Origin of the sequence: Corynebacterium sp. 239_CJEI (assembly GCF_001055995.1) — a bacterium.
GTDB lineage: Bacteria > Actinomycetota > Actinomycetes > Mycobacteriales > Mycobacteriaceae > Corynebacterium > Corynebacterium jeikeium_D.
Map to the genome: position 1 here is coordinate 1 of NZ_JVOW01000034.1, position 18,523 is coordinate 18,523.

15 protein-coding genes are annotated in these 18,523 nt (G+C 59.9%); 14 read left to right on the forward strand and 1 reads right to left on the reverse strand.

What is annotated here, in order from left to right:
* The first annotated feature begins 235 nt into the window (after positions 1 to 235).
* From ADB08_RS09585 to ADB08_RS09650, 14 genes are all read left to right on the forward strand, one after another.
* Complete coding sequence (locus ADB08_RS09585) at positions 236 to 2,065, forward strand: DUF6350 family protein (protein ID WP_016422165.1); 1,830 nt, start codon at positions 236 to 238, stop codon at positions 2,063 to 2,065.
* A gap of 57 nt (positions 2,066 to 2,122) precedes the next feature.
* Entirely contained in the window at positions 2,123 to 2,776 is a 654-nt protein-coding gene (gene purN / locus ADB08_RS09590) for a phosphoribosylglycinamide formyltransferase (protein WP_016422166.1), read from the forward strand.
* The gene (purH, locus tag ADB08_RS09595) at positions 2,773 to 4,320 is read left to right on the forward strand and encodes a bifunctional phosphoribosylaminoimidazolecarboxamide formyltransferase/IMP cyclohydrolase (RefSeq protein WP_049172751.1); all 1,548 of its coding nucleotides are present in this window, start codon (positions 2,773 to 2,775) and stop codon (positions 4,318 to 4,320) included. Before purN ends, purH begins: the two co-directional genes overlap by 4 nt.
* A 199-nt stretch (positions 4,321 to 4,519) precedes the next feature.
* Positions 4,520 to 5,113: a TetR/AcrR family transcriptional regulator gene (locus tag ADB08_RS09600; protein ID WP_016422168.1), complete on the forward strand. Its 594-nt coding sequence runs from the start codon at positions 4,520 to 4,522 to the stop codon at positions 5,111 to 5,113.
* Positions 5,114 to 5,420: 307 nt separating this feature from the next.
* The gene (locus ADB08_RS09605) at positions 5,421 to 7,001 is read left to right on the forward strand and encodes a carboxyl transferase domain-containing protein (RefSeq protein ID WP_049172754.1); all 1,581 of its coding nucleotides are present in this window, start codon (positions 5,421 to 5,423) and stop codon (positions 6,999 to 7,001) included.
* A gap of 54 nt (positions 7,002 to 7,055) precedes the next feature.
* Positions 7,056 to 9,149 carry an acetyl-CoA carboxylase biotin carboxylase subunit gene (locus ADB08_RS09610; protein WP_049172756.1) on the forward strand — a complete coding sequence of 698 codons (2,094 nt, stop codon included), beginning with the start codon at positions 7,056 to 7,058 and terminating at the stop codon, positions 9,147 to 9,149.
* 62 nt (positions 9,150 to 9,211) lie between these two features.
* On the forward strand, positions 9,212 to 10,381 hold the full coding sequence (locus ADB08_RS09615) for an acyl-CoA dehydrogenase family protein (RefSeq protein ID WP_049172758.1): 1,170 nt from the start codon (positions 9,212 to 9,214) through the stop codon (positions 10,379 to 10,381).
* A gap of 2 nt (positions 10,382 to 10,383) precedes the next feature.
* Complete coding sequence (locus tag ADB08_RS09620) at positions 10,384 to 10,926, forward strand: MaoC family dehydratase (protein ID WP_049172760.1); 543 nt, start codon at positions 10,384 to 10,386, stop codon at positions 10,924 to 10,926.
* 7 nt (positions 10,927 to 10,933) lie between these two features.
* Positions 10,934 to 11,812, forward strand: coding sequence for an HpcH/HpaI aldolase/citrate lyase family protein (locus ADB08_RS09625; protein ID WP_049172762.1), 879 nt, complete (start codon positions 10,934 to 10,936; stop codon positions 11,810 to 11,812).
* A gap of 103 nt (positions 11,813 to 11,915) precedes the next feature.
* The gene (locus ADB08_RS09630) at positions 11,916 to 13,670 is read left to right on the forward strand and encodes an AMP-binding protein (RefSeq protein WP_048731620.1); all 1,755 of its coding nucleotides are present in this window, start codon (positions 11,916 to 11,918) and stop codon (positions 13,668 to 13,670) included.
* A 4-nt stretch (positions 13,671 to 13,674) separates the two neighbouring features.
* Positions 13,675 to 14,427 (forward strand): CoA transferase subunit A, encoded by a 753-nt coding sequence (locus ADB08_RS09635; RefSeq protein WP_049172764.1) that lies wholly within the window; start codon positions 13,675 to 13,677, stop codon positions 14,425 to 14,427.
* Positions 14,428 to 15,096: a CoA transferase subunit B gene (locus ADB08_RS09640; RefSeq protein ID WP_005509864.1), complete on the forward strand. Its 669-nt coding sequence runs from the start codon at positions 14,428 to 14,430 to the stop codon at positions 15,094 to 15,096. It abuts the gene before it with no gap.
* Between the two features lie 58 nt (positions 15,097 to 15,154).
* On the forward strand, positions 15,155 to 16,363 hold the full coding sequence (locus ADB08_RS09645) for an acetyl-CoA C-acetyltransferase (protein WP_049172766.1): 1,209 nt from the start codon (positions 15,155 to 15,157) through the stop codon (positions 16,361 to 16,363).
* 132 nt (positions 16,364 to 16,495) lie between these two features.
* Positions 16,496 to 17,359 carry an HpcH/HpaI aldolase/citrate lyase family protein gene (locus ADB08_RS09650; RefSeq protein ID WP_049172768.1) on the forward strand — a complete coding sequence of 288 codons (864 nt, stop codon included), beginning with the start codon at positions 16,496 to 16,498 and terminating at the stop codon, positions 17,357 to 17,359.
* Here the strand turns inward: ADB08_RS09650 and hypD are convergent, their stop codons facing one another.
* Complete coding sequence (gene hypD, locus ADB08_RS09655; RefSeq protein WP_049172770.1) at positions 17,360 to 18,511, reverse strand: hydrogenase formation protein HypD; 1,152 nt, start codon at positions 18,509 to 18,511, stop codon at positions 17,360 to 17,362.
* Between the last annotated feature and the right edge of the window lie 12 nt (positions 18,512 to 18,523).

The following is an 18,523-nucleotide window of genomic DNA, read 5'->3' on the forward strand; positions in this document are numbered from 1 at the left end:
GTAAGCCATACCGGACCAGCGACTATCCCCATTATCGGGGACACTCACAAGGTAACGGGGAGGGGGCAAAAGGAGATCGGACTCAACGGATACCGTCCGTCCTGGGATCCGTACCTTCAAATTAGACTCTGCAATGCCTAAACAAAGAGGCGTTGTATGTATGGCACTATATGGCCATGGCTGTGACGCACCCTTGCGTGGCACCCTATCTATATAGGTGGGCAATCAGCTGTCAATGATTAGACGCGGGAAGGACGATGTCACTGTGAAAGGCGCGGATTCGCGGAGAGGTTCCTCCGGTAGCGATCGAAATCGGCGAAGCCGCACCGGTGCCGGTGGCAGCGGCGGGGGTTCCCGTAGCGTCCGCAGCGAGCGCACTGCCCGCGCATGGCAGAATACGCAGGCCGGTCAGACTGGCGGTGCGCGCAGCGTCGGTGCCGACAGCAATCGAGCCGCCACGACGAAGATGAAAGCGGGGGGCTCCGGAACGTCGTCACGCAAGGGGCGTCCCTCGGGGTTCCGTCGTTTCATTAACTCGCCTCGTACACGCCGGTTTGGGCTGTCTGTTGCCGGTTCTTACGGCGTCGTATTGCTGTTCATCATCTCGGTAGCTCTGATTGGCGTCATCGTCAGTGGCGCTGGAATGTCTCCGCTTCCAGCGAGTATCGCGTCGATGTGGATGATCTTTAACCTCGCGCCGTTCCGTTTTAACGGCACGACGCTGGGGCTCACACCAGCACTGCCCGCGGTGCTGATGGTGTTGTTCATCGCCTGGCGTGTACGCCGCGAAGTCGCTGACCGCATCAGCATCAAGGATGTCCGCGCGTTGGTCGGCGCGTATCTGGGCACGCCCATTGTTCTCACCATCATCGCGTGGCTCATGCTTTACGACGCGTCGAAGGTGTTTCCCCGCGTTCAGACCCCTAGTTTCGGCCTTGCGATTGCAGCCGCGCTGCTTGTAAATCTCGTGGCCTTGGTGCTGGGAATGGGGCAGCGGTTGCTGCGTGCACTACTGCTGCGCCGGAAGCTGCCGGAGTGGTTGCTCGGGTCGGCCCGTCTGGCGGGCAGCTACGTGGCATGGCTGTGGCTGGCCGGTGTTGTGGTGACACTCGTTTCGCTGATTTGGCATCGAGAGTTGCTGGCAGAGACATTTGCAATCACGGATACCGTCGGTGAAAGTGTTGCGGTCAGCGGCCTCTCGCTGCTGTACCTGCCAAATGTGGCCTTCGGTGCTGTCGGTGTGCTGGTGGGCGGAAAATCGACGTTTGGGCCAGCGGAGGCTGGGCTGTTCGCAGTGCACCCGGCTCAGCTGCCACCGCTGCCGATTTTGGCTGCCATGCCTCAGTCGCTGGTGCACTGGGCTTTCGGAGTGCTGATTGTGCTACCGCCAGCCGTTGCGGCTTGGCGCGTCGTGGCATTCCTGAAGAAATCTGCACCGAAGCAGCCCTACCTGGTCGTCGTTCTCGCTGCCGTGTGGTCGATCATCTTCCTCATGGGGCTGGCTTGGCTGCTCGGCGGTGAGGTTGGCATCTTTGGGTGGGCCGGTGCCTCCTGGTGGCTGACTGGACTGCTCGGCTCGATGTGGCTGGTTGTTCCGGGGGCCATCGTGGTTGTTGCGATGACCGGTGTGCCGTCACTTGGTAGGGACAAGGGAGTCTCGGAAGTGGCCGCCGAGAAGTTCCCGCCGAAGCCTGCGGGAGATGGAAACGGTCATGCTGAGGCTGAGGATGCCGGCGACGCCGATAAGTCCGACAATGACGGGAGCGGTTCGGAGGAGTCGGAGGAGATTGTCGACGGGGAAGTCGTAGCGACCTCCGAAGATGAAGCGACCTCCGAAGACGAAGCCGAGTCCGACACAGAGGAGGAATCAGAGTCCGGTGCTGAGTCTGAAGACACTTCAGAAGACGCTGAGGAATCGGACGACTCTGAAGAGGATTCAGAAAGCGCCGCAGGCGGAGAAGCATCGGGCGAAGTAGATGCGACCGACGAGGACGAATCCGATGAGGACACCGAAGACTCGGAGGAAGGCGGCGACGGGGAACCGTCGTCAAGCCAAAAGAGCTAAGCCAACTTAGGGGGAGCGGAATTTGGGGTCTCTGCCGGGCTGGGTAAGCTAAACGCCGTGACTGAAGCACAGCCCGTCGCAGAAATTTCGCACAATAATTCCTCCAGCAAGCAGCTCCGCATCGTAGTCCTGGCCTCTGGCCTGGGCTCCCTTTTGCAGTCGATGCTGGAACTGCTGGACGCTGAAAAGGTTCAGATTGTCGCGGTTGGTTCGGACAAGGATTGTCCGGCGCTGGAGAGGGCTCAAAACCTCAATATCCCAACTTTTCGGGTGCCTTTCGATGCTGAGGCAAAGAAGGACCGAGAAGGTTGGGATATTCGTGTTTTAGAGGCCGTGAACAGTTTTTCGCCGGATATCGTTGTCTCGGCGGGTTTCATGCGCATTCTGGGGCCATCATTTGTGGAGGCCTACAGCAATCGCATCATTAATACGCACCCAGCGCTGCTGCCGTCCTTCCCAGGGGCGCGTGCGGTACCGGATGCACTTGACTACGGGGTGAAGGTCACCGGCACGACCGTGCATATCGTTGATAATGGAGTGGACACCGGGCCGATTCTGGCGCAACAGCCAGTGGCCGTCGAGGACGACGACACGGTGGAGACCCTGCACGAACGAATCAAGGTTGTCGAACGCCGACTCCTGGTTGATGTATTGCACTCGATTGCCGATCACGGAATTGAGCGTGACGGACGAAAGGCTTATCTGAAATGACCAACGACAACACGCAGCGTAAACCGATCAAGCGCGCTCTGATTAGCGTCTACGACAAGACTGGGCTCGAGGAGCTGGCTCGCGACCTGCACGAGGCTGGCGTGGAAATCGTTTCCACCGGTTCCACGGCTGGCAAGATTGCTGCAGCTGGCGTGCCTGTGACCCCGGTTGAGGATCTCACTGGTTTCCCGGAGTGCCTCGAGGGCCGCGTGAAGACGCTGCACCCGCGTGTTCACGCCGGCATTCTGGCTGATACCCGCAAGGAAGACCACCTGGCTCAGCTGAAGGAGCTCGGTGTGGAGGCTTTCCAGCTCGTTGTCGTTAACCTGTACCCGTTCCGGGAGACCGTTGCCTCGGGCGCTTCCTACGACGAATGCGTGGAGCAGATCGACATTGGAGGCCCGTCGATGGTTCGCGCTGCGGCGAAGAACCACCCGTCGGTTGCCATCGTCGTCGACCCGGCTCGTTACGGCGATGTCGCTACCGCCGTGAAGGAAGGCGGCTTCACCCTCGAGCAGCGCCGTGAGTTCGCTCGCGACGCATTCCTGCACACCGCTGATTACGACGCAGCTGTGTCCAACTGGTTTGTTGAGCAGCTCGGTGGCGCTGAGGGATCCACTCCGACTCCGCTGCGCTACGGCGAGAACTCTCACCAGTCGGCAACTCTGACCCGCATTGGTACCAAGGGGCTGGCAAACGCCAAGCAGCTGAACGGCAAGGAGATGTCGTACAACAACTACCAGGATGCCGACGCCGCATGGCGTGCCGCCTGGGATCACGAGCGCCCGTGTGTGGCAATCATCAAGCACGCTAACCCGTGCGGCATCGCAGTCTCGGATGAGTCCATCGCCGCAGCTCACCGCGCAGCTCACTCATGTGACCCGATGTCCGCATTCGGCGGTGTCATTGCCGTCAACCGCGAGGTCTCCGTTGAGATGGCCGAACAGGTCAAGGACATCTTCACCGAGGTCATCGTCGCTCCGTCCTACGAAGACGGTGCCGTTGAGGTGCTGAAGGCCAAGAAGAATCTGCGTATTCTCGTCGCCGAGTACGAAGCACCGACCACCGAGAACAAGTTTATCTCGGGTGGTCTGCTCACCCAGGATCCGGATACTTACCAGGCAGAGGGTGATAAGCCGGAGAACTGGGAGCTGGCCACCGGCGAGGCATTGAATGCTGAAGAGCTGGCTGAGCTCGAGTTTGCATGGCGCTCCGTCCGCGCTGTGAAGTCCAACGCCATCCTGCTGTCCAAGAACAACGCCACCGTCGGCGTCGGCATGGGCCAGGTCAACCGCGTGGACTCCGCAAAGCTCGCCGTTGAGCGCGCAAATACGCTTGCCGACGGAGAAAACCGTACTCAGGGGGCCTACGCTGCGTCCGATGCCTTCTTCCCGTTCGCTGACGGTCTGCAGGTCCTGATTGATGCCGGTGTGAAGGCAGTTGTCCAGCCAGGTGGTTCCATCCGTGACGAAGAGGTCATAGCTGCTGCCAAGGAAGCTGGCGTCACCATGTACATGACAGGTACTCGTCACTTCTTCCACTAATTCCTTACTGGATTAGGGGCTAACCGCCGCGGTGCTAACTGTCACCTCGGCGGTTTTTCTCTACCCGGACGTGTGGGGACCTGTGGGCGAGGATGTGTGTCTGTTGTCGAGCCGTGGTCTATGTGAACACACGCTGAGGGCAGGCGCTGGTGATAATTATGCAGACGAAATGGCTCCAATGCGTTTAACATAAGGGCTTATGTCACGTAGAACCGAAGCGCGACGGCGTCGAGAAGCAGAGATTCTCTCCGCTGCTGCTGCGATCCTGGCCGACCGAGGGTTTCATCAGACTCGGTTGGAGGATGTTGGCTCCGCTGTCGGCATTTCTGGCCCAGCTCTTTACCGTTACTTCAGCGGCAAGGAAGAGCTGTTGGCGCAGATCCTCATCGATATTTCTATCCGACTTGTCGATGGTGCGCGAGCAGTTCTCGATCGAGCAAAGAGCAATGATTGGGAGCCAGAGGAGACTCTTCGCGGCCTCCTTGCGCATCACGTGCATTTTGCAGTCACGGAGCCCGATCGCATTCGTGTCCAAGAGCGCGAAGGGGGAAATCTGGCGCCAGAGCAGAGCGCAAAAGTGCGTTCCTTGCAGCGTCTTTACATGGTCTTATGGGTGGACGCTCTGCGTGAACTACAGCCCGAACTCACCTCCGACGAGGCGCAGCTTAAAGTCCAGCTCACCGCTGGGTTGATTAACTCTTCCAGGCATGTGCTCAAATGGGCGGGCCCCGAGGCGACAAGGGAAAATGCCTTTGAGATGGCCCTCGCTGCGCTGGGCATTAACAACCAATAATCCGTATTCATTCTTCTGCCGTCTGGCCTCACTGTGCTCAGCAGTGTGAGGTCAGGCGGCTTTGTTGTGCGGTGCAGGGCGCTCACATTCAGTTGAATTCACCCCCGAAACAGATTTCTAGGGGAAACATAAATCTCTATTGGAAACATGTTGCGACCTCGGGGAGAGGTGTGTATTTCAAGCTGCATAAAAGACTTCCGGGGGTGAAAGTGTGGTCTAAGAAACAAAATTTGTTGTGAGGTGACTGGGGTCACATTAATCTTTTCGTCAAGAAAGTTAATAGTCATTAACGGAAAGTATTTCGCCCATGACTCACGCTCCAGCATTGACCAACCGACAGCGCCACGAAGAGCTCGTCGCAGAGCTCAAAGAGCTGCTTAGCACAACAGCACGCGGTGGTTCCGAACGTGCCCGTGCTCGCCATATTTCCCGCGGTAAGCTGCTGCCACGTCAGCGCATCAACCAACTGCTTGACCCCGGCAGCCCTTTCCTTGAGGTCGCACCGCTAGCGGCCCACGAAATGTATGGCGGCAAGGTTCCGGCTGCTGGCGTCATCGCCGGCATTGGCATCATCGAAGGTCGTCGCTGCCTGGTTGTAGCCAATGACGCAACCGTTTCCGGCGGAACGTACTACCCGTTGACTGTCAAGAAGCACCTGCGCGCACAGGAGATTGCCAGCCTTAACCACTTGCCGTGCATTTACCTGGTCGACTCCGGCGGGGCCATGCTTCTCAACCAGGATGAAGTTTTCCCTGATCGCGATCATTTCGGTCGCATTTTCTACAACCAGGCCAACCTTTCCGCTCGCGGGATTCCGCAGATTGCCGCCGTGATGGGATCCTGTACCGCCGGTGGCGCCTATGTGCCGGCGATGAGCGATGAAGCGGTCATTGTGAAAAACCAGGGCACCATCTTCCTGGCAGGCCCGCCACTGGTTAAGGCTGCAACTGGTGAAGATGTCACACCAGAGGAACTCGGTGGCGGCGAACTGCACTCCAAGACCTCCGGCGTTACTGACCACCTCGCGGTTAACGATGCCGACGCACTGCGTCGTGTCCGCGATATCGTCGCAACGCTCCCCAAGGACCCGGAAGTTCCGTGGGACACAGAATCCACCGTCTCGCCGACTCGCAACCAGACCGATCTTTACGATGTCGTCCCCGTCGATGCCAAAGTGCCTTACGACGTTCACGAGGTTATTGAAATTATTGTGGATGGAGGTCAATACCAGGAGTTTAAGGCCGAATTTGGTACGACCCTGGTCACTGCTTTCGCCCGCATCCACGGCCACCGCGTCGGCATTATCGCCAACAACGGCATTCTCTTCGCGGAATCTGCGCAGAAGGGCGCGCACTTCATCGAGCTGTGTGATCAGCGCGGCATCCCACTGGTATTCCTGCAGAACACCACGGGCTTCATGGTTGGTCGCGAATACGAGGCCGGCGGTATCGCAAAGCACGGCGCCAAGATGGTCAACGCCGTGGCTACCACCCGCGTGCCCAAGTTCACCGTAGTCATCGGTGGTGCCTTCGGCGCCGGCAACTACTCCATGTGCGGTCGCGCATATTCGCCGCGCTTCCTCTGGATGTGGCCGAATGCTCGCATTTCCGTCATGGGCGGTCCACAGGCGGCGATGACGCTGTCGACGGTTCGTCGCAACCAGATTGAACGCTCAGGTGAGAGCTGGTCGCAGGAAGAGCAGGAGGAGTTTGAAGCTCCGATCCGCGAGCAGTTTGAGCGCCAGTCGCACTGCTATTACTCATCGGCTCGCCTGTGGGATGACGGTGTCATCGATCCCGCAGATACCCGCCGAATTCTTGGCATGGCCCTCGATGTGGCAAGTGGCGCGCCCCTGGATGAACAGGGCTTCGGCGTCTTCCGCATGTAGTAACCAGCTAAAAACTCTCGACACCGCATTTTCTGGAAAGGAAACACAGGGCACATGACAGCGCACAACACGCAGCCCCACGCAGCTGGCGGCAGCCTGAGTACCGTATTGGTCGCAAACCGCGGGGAGATTGCCTGCCGCATTATTCGAACCCTTCGTGACAACGGAATTCGCTCCGTCGCGGTCTACTCGGATGCCGATGCCGACGCCCCTCACGTCCGCATGGCGGATATGGCCATCCACATTGGCCCATCTCCGGCACGTGAGTCCTACCTGGTTATCGACAAGATTATCGATGCCGCTCGCCGCTGCGACGCAGACGGAATCCACCCCGGTTACGGCTTTCTGTCTGAAAACGCAGACTTCGCGACCGCCTGTGAGGAAGCAGGTATTGAATTCATTGGCCCACCGGCCAGTGCCATCAACACCATGGGTGACAAAATCTCCGCCCGCGCTGCCGTCGAAGCCCGCGATGTTCCCACCGTGCCGGGTCTGTCTCGCCCCGGGCTTAGCGACGAGGACCTCATTGAGGCAGCCCCATCGATTGGCTTTCCGGTACTGATTAAGCCGTCGGCAGGCGGTGGCGGCAAGGGGATGCACCGCGTGGAAAACGCTGCTGACCTGCCGGCTGCGCTCGCGACGGCCCGTCGTGAAGCGGCGGGTGCCTTCGGCGATGACTCCCTGTTCATCGAGCACTTCGTCGACACCCCGCGGCATATCGAGGTGCAGATTCTCGCAGATAAACACGGCAATGTAATCCACTTGGGCGAGCGTGAGTGCTCGCTGCAGCGACGCCATCAGAAGGTCATCGAGGAAGCACCGAGCCCTCTGCTGGATGAGGAAACGCGCAGCGCAATTGGTGAAGCGGCCTGTGACGCGGCCCGCTCGGTCGGCTACGTCGGCGCGGGCACGGTGGAGTTCATTGTGCCGGCGAAGGACCCGTCGTCGTTCTTCTTCATGGAGATGAATACGCGCCTGCAGGTTGAGCACCCCGTGACTGAGCAGGTCACCGGCCTGGATCTGGTGGCGCTGCAGGTTGACATTGCCTCGGGACGCCCACTGCCGGTTGCTCAGGAAGATGTAACTCTCACCGGTCACTCGATTGAAGCTCGCGTGTATGCCGAAGACCCGGCGGCGGGATTCCTGCCCACCGGTGGCACGGTCACACGTGTCGTCGAGCCGAGCGGGGCGGGAATCCGGGTGGATTCCGGCATTGTCGACGGTTCCGAGGTCTCATCTCTCTATGACCCGATGTTGATGAAGATCATCTCCCATGGGGAAAACCGTGAGCAGGCGCTCGAGCGGTTGGACCGAGCGCTCGGAGACACCGTTGTCGCAGGTGTCGGAGTCAATATCGACTTTTGTCGCTACCTGCTGAACGTCCCCGAGGTTCGCGCCGGCGATCTTGATACCGGTCTGCTCGACCGCGTGGCGGAAGGCTTCGCCACCTCCGAAACACCGGACGATGTCTACCTCGCCGCTGCGATGGACTGGCTGACTTCCCGCTTTGAACAAGCCACCGACTCACCGTGGCTGACCCCGGATGGCTGGCGTGCCAGTGCGCCTGCCGCGCAGCGCATTCGCTTTGGGGCAGGGGAGGACTCGCGTCTGATCTCGATTGTGGGCACCCCGGCGAGTGCTGACGTCGTTGTCGGTGACGTAGTCGCAGGTCTGTCGGCCGAAGCGGAGAACGAAGATATCGACGTTCCAGAACCGCGAAATTACAAAGTTTCGGTCTTTCGCGACGGGGAACATCTGCGCATCGTCCGCGACGGAGTCGCACAGCACTTCCTGGTCGAGACCATCGACAATGCGGGGTCGGCGAACCACGAAGAGTACGTCGTCGCCGGTGCCCACGGCACCTGGGTATTGCCCCGCACCGAGGTAGTCACCACCGGTGCCGAAGCCGATGCAGGCGGCTCTGGCGTCATCCAAGCTCCGATGCCCGGCGCGATTATCGCGTTGGCGGTGGAGGAGGGAGCCCGCGTCGAAGCTGGTGAGGCTCTGTTGGTCATGGAGGCCATGAAGATGGAGCACACTCTCACTGCCGAAATTGCAGGTGAGGTTAGCTTCACCGTCGCGCCGGGCGATCAGGTCGCCGGTGACCAGCAGCTGGCCGTCATCACCGTGGCCGAAGCCGAAGAATAAAAGCCCACACAAAACGCACCAATCAGGTCCTACACCTACAAAATCTTTAAGGAGCACTCATCATGTCCGAAAGCACCAAGATTGCAACCGCCATCCTCGACGACGAATACGTGGAACTGCAGAAAGTAGTTCGCGAATTTGCCAACGAAGTTGTCGATCCGGTTTCCGCCGAGCACGACCGCAACCACACCTTCCCGTACGAGATTGTCTCGCAGATGGGAGAAATGGGCCTGTTCGGTCTGCCATTCCCTGAGGAAGTCGGTGGAATGGGCGGCGACTACCTGTCCTTCGGTATCGCTCTGGAGGAGCTGGCTAAGGTCGATCAGTCGGTCGCTATCACCCTGGAAGCGGGCGTTGGCCTAGGTGCCATGCCGATCTTCCACTTCGGCAATGACAAGCAGAAGGAGACCTACCTGCCCGAGCTGACTGCTGGTAAGAAGCTCGCCGGTTTTGGTCTCACCGAGCCGGATGCAGGTTCCGACGCCGGTGCCACCCGCACCAACGCCCGTGAAGACGGCGATGATTTCGTCATCAACGGTGCCAAGCAGTTCATCACCAACTCCGGCACGGATATTACTTCGCTGGTTACTGTCACCGCAGTCACCGGCCAGAAGGACGATGGAAAGAAGGAGATTTCTACCATCATCGTCCCGAGTGGCACGGAGGGCTTTGTCGCGGAACCGGCTTACGACAAGGTCGGTTGGAATGCCTCCGACACCCACCCACTGACCTTCACCGATGTCCGCGTCCCCCAGGAGAACCTGCTGGGCACCCGTGGACGCGGCTTCGCTAACTTCCTGTCCATCTTGGCGAAGGGCCGAGTCGCGATTGCAGCGCTTGCCACCGGTGCCGCCCAGGGCTGTGTCGATGAGTCGGTCCGTCACGCCAAGGAACGTCAGTCCATGGGCCGTGCAATTGGCGAGTATCAGGCTGTTTCCTTCAAGATCGCACGAATGGAAGCGCGTGCGCATGCCGCACGCATGGCGTGGTACGACGCAGCCGCAAAGATGGCCGCGGGCGCAGATTTCCGTCGTGAAGCGTACATCGCCAAGATGATCGCCTCCGAGGCAGCGATGGACAACGCGCGCGACGCGACACAGATTTTCGGTGGCTACGGATTCATGAACGAGTACCGCGTGGCACGTCACTACCGCGACTCCAAGATTCTGGAGATTGGCGAGGGCACCACCGAAGTTCAGCTCATGCTGATCGCACGTGGATTGGGGCTGTAAAAATGGCTGACAACAACGCAACCGAAGTCACCCACGACGTCGTCCAGCGCGGACTGTGGTTCGAAGAGTACGAGGTCGGCGCGCGCTACCTGCACCGTCCGGGGCGAACCGTCACTGAAACCGATGACGTCCTCTTCACGACGCTGACCATGAACACCCAGCCACTGCATCTGGATGCGCACTGGTCGAGCCAGCAGCCGGGATTCGGCGGCGAGCGTCTGGTCAACTCCATGTGGACGCTGTCGACGGTTGTCGGGCTGTCCGTCGGGCAGCTGACGCTCGGCACCATCGTCGCCAACCTCGGCTTCACCGAAGTGGCGTTTCCCGCACCGATGTTCCACGGCGACACCCTGTATGCAGAGACCGTCTGCCGTAACAAGCGTCGGTCCAAGTCTCGCCCCAACCAGGGCATTGTCGAGCTCGAGCACATCGGTCGCAATCAGGACGGCACGATCGTCTGCCGCGCCGTCCGGTCCACGCTCGTCCAATGCGCACCGACTTCGCTTGACGACGGCTCCGAGAACGCAGCTTCAGCGGGGAAGTGAGTGGCTCATGTCTACGCATAAATCCTGGCAGCCGCTGGGCCCTGCAATTCTGTTTGCGCCGGCAGACAGGCCGGAACGATTCGCTAAAGCTGCTGACCGTGCCGACATGGTGATTCTGGACCTGGAGGACGGCTGTCGCGCAGAAAACCGTGAGGCTGCCCGCGAGGATATCGCCTCCTGTGACCTCGACCCGGCCCGCACGATTGTGCGTGTCAATCCACCGGAGGTTGAGGACTACGCAGCGGATATTGACATGCTGCGTGGCACCGCTTTCCGCCAGGTGATGCTGCCCAAGGCTTCCTCGGCTCAGCAAGTGGATGAGTTGGTAGCGGCACTGGGGGAGAAGACCCAGGTCATTGCCCTTATTGAAACTCCGCTTGGGGTCATGCGCGCCGAAGAGCTGGCGCAGGCCGATGGTGTCGTTGCACTGTTCTGGGGCGCAGAGGACCTGGTGGCGGGATTGGCGGGAACGTCATCACGCTTTAGCGAAGCAGAGGCTGCACTCGCGCCGGGCCGTATCCATGCGGGTAGCTACCGCAGTGTGGCGGTACATACCCGCAGCCACGTTCACCTGGCTGCAGCGGCGCACGGTAAGGCCAGTCTGGATTCCATCTACGTCAATATCTCCGACGCAAATGGGCTAGCTGCGGAGGCCGCAGATGCCGCTGCGTTGGGATTTGCCGCCACCGTCTGTATCCACCCCGGTCAGGTCCCGACAATCCGCAAGGCTTACCGCCCCAGCGACGAGGAGATTGATTGGGCGCGTCGGCTCTTGGCGGAAGCGGAAAAGAACACCGGTGCCTTCAGCTTTGACGGCCAGATGGTGGATGCGCCGCTCTTCCGTCAAGCAGAAGCCATTGCTCGGCGAGCTGCTGTAACCGGTTAGTCCCACGGCCGGTAACGACCACTGATTTATCCCCCTAAAGAACACATTTTCCTCTCACACACTCCGCACTCTGCGGAGTCACTTAAACTAAGGAGATCTCCCCATGACCGCGACATTGAAGAACCACGCAGAACAGCGCACTGCTGATCCTTCGAAGCTGCCGGAGGGCTTCACCACTGTGCCGGCACCATACGGCAAGGATGTTGTCGATGCCGATGGCAACAAGATGAGCCACGTGTTCGGCGCCGGTGTCGAGCAAGGCGCCGCTCCACTTCGCGATGAGACCCTCGGTGAGAACCTGCGTGCGATTGTGGAGAAATTTCCTTCCCGCGACGCCGTCGTTGACGTCTACGCGGATGTCTCCTTTACCTTTGAGCGTTTCTATAACCGGGTTCTGCGCCTGGCCAGCGCTTTCATCCGGGAGGGCTACCGTCCAGGAGACCGCATCGGCATTTGGTCCACCAACCGCTGGGAGTGGACCGTGGTGCAGTACGCCTGCCACCACATCGGCCTGGTGCTGGTCAACATCAACCCGGCTTACCGCCAGCACGAACTGAACTACGTGCTGGAAAAGGCAGGTGTGCGTATGGTGTTTGCCGCTCGCCGCTACAAGGACTCCGATTACCGAACCATGCTGATTGAGGCCTCCAAGCAGCGCGGTGTGCGCTTGGACAAGGTCATTTACTTCGGTTCGTCCGAATGGTACGAGCACATGCACAGCGAAATCGACGACCTGAGCGAGTACACCTCCCAGCTGAAGCCGGATGATCCAATCAACATCCAGTTCACCTCGGGCACGACAGGCTTTCCCAAGGGCGCTACGCTAACGCACCGCAACCTGCTGAACAATGGATACTTCATCGGTGAGCTGTTGGGCTACACCGAGACCGACCGCATCTGTGTGCCGGTGCCGTTCTTCCACACCTTCGGCATGGTGATTGGCACCTTCGCCGCCTTCACCCACGGTGCCGCTATTGTCATCCCGGCCCCGTCGTTTAAGGCGCGTGAAACACTCAAGGCTGTGCACTCGGCCAAGGCCACCAGCCTCTACGGCGTGCCGACGATGTTCATCAATGAGCTTGAAGAAGCTCATGATCAGGAGGAATACGGATCCCCCTACGACCTGTCGCTCCTGCGCACAGGAGTGATGGCAGGTACCTCGTGCCCGTCGAAGACCATGCGTGATGTGATGGATAAACTCAATATGCGCGAGATTGCCATCTGTTACGGCATGACGGAGACCTCGCCGGTGTCCTTCCAGACCCGCGCAGATTCTCCTCTGGAAAAGCGCGTCAACACCGTCGGCCAGATTATGCCGCACTTGGAAGCCCGCATCATTTGTGAAGAAACGGGTGAGACGCTGCCGCGAGGCGAACAGGGCGAGGTTGTCGTTCGCGGTTACTCCGTTATGAAGGAGTACTGGGAGCACCCGGAAAAGACCGCCGAGGCCATCGACGCCGACGGTTGGATGCACACCGGCGACTTGGGTGTGCTTGACGACGAGGGCTACCTGTCCATCACCGGACGTATTAAGGACATGCTCATCCGTGGCGGTGAGAACATCTACCCGCGCGAAATTGAAGAGTTCCTGTTCACCCACCCGGCTGTCGTCGATGCGCAGGTCATCGGTGTGCCGGATGACAAGTACGGCGAAGAGATTATGGCATGGGTAATTCTGCACGACGATGTGGAAGACTTCACCGCTGACGATGTGGCGGCCTTTGCCCACGGCAAGCTGTCGCGTCACAAGATTCCGCGCTACGTCCACGTCGTCGAGGAGTTCCCGATGACCGCGTCGGGCAAGGTCCGCAAGGTCGAGATGCGTGAGATGGCTCCGCGAATCCTGGGCTGGGTGTAGAAGAATGTCAAAAACAACTGATCAGACCGGCCGTGAGCTTGTCGCAGGCCTTGTCACTGATGGAATGACCCTGGCAGTTGGCGGCTTTGGCCTGTGTGGTGTGCCATATACCCTCATCGAAGGCGTGCGCGACTCCGGGGCAAAAGACCTCACCATCGTGTCCAACAACATGGGCATTGACGGTACTGGGCTCGGCATTCTGTTGGAGAACAAACAGGTGGCAAAGGTAGTGGCCTCCTACGTCGGCGAGAACAAGGAGTTTGCCCGCCAGTACCTCGAAGGAGAAATCGAGGTGGAGTTCACCCCTCAGGGAACTCTGGCTGAGCGGCTTCGCGCAGGGGGCGCAGGTATTCCGGCGTTCTACACCGCAACCGGCGTCGGCACGCTCGTTGCAGAGGGCAAGCCCCACGCCGACTTCGACGGGCAGACCTACGTGCAGGAGCGTGGCATCGTTGCCGACATTGGCCTGGTGCACGCCTACCACGGCGATATCGACGGCAACCTTGTCTATCGCCGGACCGCGCAGAACTTCAACCCACTGTGTGCAGCATCCGGCAGGGTGACCGTTGCGGAGGTGGAGCACTTGCTTGGCCGCGGTGAGATCGACCCGGATCTGGTGATGACTCCGGGTGTGCATATCCAGCACATCGTCCGCGGTGACGGCCGCGAGAAGCTCATTGAAAAGCGCACAACTCGGCAACGCAATACCGATTCCAGCCACGATGCCGGTGACGCGGCAGCAGGGGAGGAGATTTAAATGGCACCTGCGAAGACAATTATGGACAAGGGCTGGAGCCGTGACGAGATGGCACAGCAGGCCGCCGAAGAGCTGCGCGATGGCGACTATGTGAATCTGGGTATCGGCATTCCGACACTGGTGGCAAACCATATTCCCGAAGGTGTGCGTGTTCTGCTGCAGAGTGAAAACGGAATTTTGGGAATGGGCGCCTTCCCATATGAAGGTGAAGAGGACGCCGACCTTATCAATGCGGGTAAGCAGACCGTGACATTGGTGCCGGGCGCGGCAATCTTCGACTCCGCCACCAGCTTCGGCATGATTCGCGGCGGTGCTGTGAAAATGGCCGTGTTGGGCGCAATGGAGGTTAGCCAGTGCGGTGACCTGGCCAACTGGATGATTCCGGGAAAGATGGTAAAGGGCATGGGCGGCGCGATGGACTTAGTCGCTGGTACCCCTCGAGTGGTGGTTTTGACCGATCACGTTTCCAAAGATGGCAAACCAAAATTGGTAAAAGCCTGCGAACTGCCCCTCACAGGTGCAAAAGTAGTGAAAAGGATTATTAGCAACCTGGGAAGCTTCGATGTCGCTGATGATCACCTGGTGCTACGCAGGCTGGCACCTGGAGTGACGCTAGCCGATATCGAGGCCAACACCGAAGCCGCATACGTGGTTGACCTCGAGAATTAAATACGCAGCAATCATGGTCAGTCCACACTCATCAGATTTGACTTAGGAGAATCCATCCATGAGTAACCTTCCAGCTCCCAGCCCGAATGATGTCGTTATCCTCGCCGGTGCCCGCACCCCGCAGGGCAAGCTGCTCGGCCAGCTGGCACCGCTTACTTCCGTCGAACTCGGCGCACATGCTGTCAAGCACGCTGTCCAGCGTTCCGGCGTTGCCCCGGAAGAGGTTCAGCACGTCGTTCTGGGCCAGGTGATTCTCGCAGGTGCTGGCCAGAACCCGGCTCGACAGGTCGCCATTAAAGCAGGTCTGCCATGGAATACGACCGCTGAGATCGTTAACAAGGTCTGCCTCTCGGGCCTAAACGCTGTCATTCACGCCGCTCGCTTGATTCGTCTCGGTGATGCAGACGTCGTCGTTGCAGGCGGTCAGGAGTCCATGACGCACGCTCCGCACGTTGCACGCGGTGTTCGTCAGGGCCAGTCCTTCGGTGCGCTGAAGCTGGAGGACACCTTGGAGCGCGACGGTCTGGTCGACTCCTTCGATGGTGTGTCCATGGGTACGCTTACCGACGGTCCGAACAGCGACCTCGGCATTAGCCGCGAGCAGCAGGACGAGGTTGCGGCCGCTTCTCACCAGCGTGCGGCTAAGGCGCAGGAAGACGGTATTTTCGCGCAGGAAATCGCTCCAATCGAGATTCCGCAGCGCAAGGGTGACCCGGTAGTTGTCGACACCGACCAGGGCATTCGCCCGGAGACCACGGTGGAGACCCTGGCTAAGCTGCGCCCGGTCTTCCTGAAGGAAAACGGCACCATCACTGCCGGTAACTCCTCGCCGATTTCCGACGGTGCCGCAGCAGTTGTGCTGGCATCGCGTGCTTACGCAGAAAAGCACGGCCTGGACTACCTCGCAGTTGTGGGCAAGGCTGGCCAGACCGCAGGTCCGGATAACTCCCTGCACGCTCAGCCTGCGGACTCTTTGAAGGAGGCCCTGCGTCGCGCTGAGTGGGACGCGCAGGAGCTCGACTTCATCGAGATCAACGAGGCATTTGGTGCGGTGGCCGTCAAGTCCCTGCGTGAGCTGGACTACCCGCTGGAGAAGACCAACATCCACGGTGGCGCGATTGCCCTCGGCCATCCGATTGGCTGCTCTGGTGCCCGCCTGACTCTGACCGCTGCGATGGAGCTGAACCGTCGCGGTTCGGGTCGCGCTGGTGTGTCCCTGTGCGGTGGCGGCGGTCAGGGCGATGCGCTGCTGCTGTACCGCGACTAATCGCCAAAGGCTGAAAACTCAGCAAGCCCGCGTTGTGGTTTCCACTCTATGGATGCCACAACGCGGGTTTTGTTGTCTCCTGGGGGAGCCCCTGCGCGAAGGTGATTCGAGTTTTCAATTAGGTTAGGAGCTATGACAGGCTTTAGCTCCCTCGATGGTGAACAGACCTTCCCTTGGCTTCCCTCTGGCCCGGCGCTACTCTTCGCCCCGGCTGACCGTCCGGAACGTTTCCAGAAAGCTGCTGAACGATCGGACATGGTCATCATTGACCTGGAAGACGGCGCTGCCGTTGACAATCACGAGCAGGCACGTGCGAACATCATCAACAATCCGCTCGACCCGGAGACGACTATTCTTCGGATCACCGGTCCCGGGACTCCGACCTTCGCGGAGGATGTCGCCTTTGCCCGTGCATGTGACTACGACATCGTCATGGTGCCCAAGATTCGAGACTCCATCCCCGCAGAGCTCGAAGGGTTGAAGATCATCGCGATGATTGAAACCCCGCAGGCCATGATTAATATCCAGCAGATTGCCATGCACCCGGACGTTGTGGGTCTGTTCTGGGGCGCCGAAGACCTGACCGCCGAACTCGGTGGCGTGTCCTCGCGCCAGAGTGTGGATGAAAACCCTCGTCGCCACTACCGCGATCCGCAGCGATTGGCTCGTGCACTCGTTCAGGTGCATGCAGCTGCGGCGGGTATTGCCGCCATTGATGCCGTTCATACTGACTTTCGCGATGAGCGCGGCCAGTACCTAGAGGCTCTCGATGCCGTGGGCTGTGGTTTCCTGGCTACGGCCTGCATCCACCCGGCGATGGTGCCGCCGGTGCGCAAGGCATATAAGCCGTCGGAAGCAACGCTCGCCCGCGCCCGGAAGATTGTCGATCACGCAGGTACGCACACTGGCGCCTTTCAGCTCGATGGCGAGATGATTGACGCGCCCGTCGTAAAGCAGGCGGTGGCAGCGCTCGCGCGTGCGGGAATTACGGAGTAACTAGCGGCGGGATTTCGCCAGGTTCTCGGTGACCTTCCGATCGATGCGGCCGAAGTTGTAGTACGCCGCACAAGCGCCTTCGGGGGAGACCATGCAGGTGCCGATGGGGGTCGCCGGGGTGCAGGCAGTGCCGAAGACCGCGCACTGCCAGGGCTTGATGTGGCCGGTGAGCACAGAACCGCATTCGCAGGTCACGGGATCTGGGATACGGCGCCCCGGCACCTGGAAACGACGCTCGGCGTCGAATGCCGCGTATTCCTCAGAGATGCCGAGGCCGGAGTTTTCAATCCAGCCGAGGCCACGCCACTCGAAGGTGTCGCGGAGAGAAAAGACGCGGTCCATAAGTTTCTGCGCGGTGGTGTTGCCGGAGGAGCGAACGACGCGCGCGTACTGGTTGTCCACCCGCGACTTACCGGCAGCAACGTCGCCGCTGACGAATTGATCCAGCAGCATGACGACGGCCTGGAGCACATCCAATGGCTCAAAACCGGTGACCGCCACTGGCAGATTAAACTCGCGCGGCAGGAACTCAAAGGCGTCCGTGCCGGTGGTTGTAGCCACGTGACCTGGGCCGATGAAACCATCGACCTTGGTTTCGCCGCCGTTGACGATGGCGCGCAGTGGCGGCTCGATGAGTACGTGGTTGGAAAATACGGAGAAGTTTTCCACTCCCTGCCGGCGCGCGGCCTCAACGGTCACGGCAGTCGACGGGGCGGTTGTCTCAAACCCGACGGCGAAGAAAACGACCTGCTTATCGGGGTTATCGGTGGCAATCTTCAGCGCGTCGAGAGGCGAGTAGACAAAGCGCACATTGGCGCCGCGCGCACGTGCCTGCATCAGCGACGTTTCGGACCCCGGAACACGCATCATGTCGCCGAAGGTCGTGAAAATGACGTCTTCTTGCTGTGCCAGCCAAATGGCATCGTCGACGCGGCCCATGGGGATGACGCAGACGGGGCAGCCGGGCCCGTGGATCAGCTCGATGTTCTCGGGTAGGAGGTTTTCCAAGCCGTAACGGTAAATGGTGTGCGTGTGCCCGCCACAGACTTCCATCAGCGCGATGGGCTTTTCCAGCTTGGTGGCCTCGCGTTCAATGCGTGCGAGCAGCTTCTTCGCAGCGGCGGGGTCGCGGAATTCGTCAACGTATTTCATGGTGCCGTCCAG

Bases quoted from the DNA above. Each gene is read 5' to 3' on its own strand.
- ADB08_RS09605 (WP_049172754.1), top strand. From the start codon at position 5,421: ATGACTCACGCTCCAGCATTGACCAACCGACAGCGCCACGAAGAGCTC.
- purH (WP_049172751.1), top strand. From the start codon at position 2,773: ATGACCAACGACAACACGCAGCGTAAACCGATCAAGCGCGCTCTGATT.
- ADB08_RS09640 (WP_005509864.1), top strand. From the start codon at position 14,428: ATGGCACCTGCGAAGACAATTATGGACAAGGGCTGGAGCCGTGACGAG.
- ADB08_RS09585 (WP_016422165.1), top strand. From the start codon at position 236: ATGATTAGACGCGGGAAGGACGATGTCACTGTGAAAGGCGCGGATTCG.
- ADB08_RS09630 (WP_048731620.1), top strand. From the start codon at position 11,916: ATGACCGCGACATTGAAGAACCACGCAGAACAGCGCACTGCTGATCCT.
- ADB08_RS09600 (WP_016422168.1), top strand. From the start codon at position 4,520: ATGTCACGTAGAACCGAAGCGCGACGGCGTCGAGAAGCAGAGATTCTC.
- ADB08_RS09635 (WP_049172764.1), top strand. From the start codon at position 13,675: ATGTCAAAAACAACTGATCAGACCGGCCGTGAGCTTGTCGCAGGCCTT.
- ADB08_RS09625 (WP_049172762.1), top strand. From the start codon at position 10,934: ATGTCTACGCATAAATCCTGGCAGCCGCTGGGCCCTGCAATTCTGTTT.
- ADB08_RS09645 (WP_049172766.1), top strand. From the start codon at position 15,155: ATGAGTAACCTTCCAGCTCCCAGCCCGAATGATGTCGTTATCCTCGCC.
- ADB08_RS09650 (WP_049172768.1), top strand. From the start codon at position 16,496: ATGACAGGCTTTAGCTCCCTCGATGGTGAACAGACCTTCCCTTGGCTT.
- hypD (WP_049172770.1), bottom strand. From the start codon at position 18,511: ATGAAATACGTTGACGAATTCCGCGACCCCGCCGCTGCGAAGAAGCTG.
- ADB08_RS09610 (WP_049172756.1), top strand. From the start codon at position 7,056: ATGACAGCGCACAACACGCAGCCCCACGCAGCTGGCGGCAGCCTGAGT.
- ADB08_RS09620 (WP_049172760.1), top strand. From the start codon at position 10,384: ATGGCTGACAACAACGCAACCGAAGTCACCCACGACGTCGTCCAGCGC.
- ADB08_RS09615 (WP_049172758.1), top strand. From the start codon at position 9,212: ATGTCCGAAAGCACCAAGATTGCAACCGCCATCCTCGACGACGAATAC.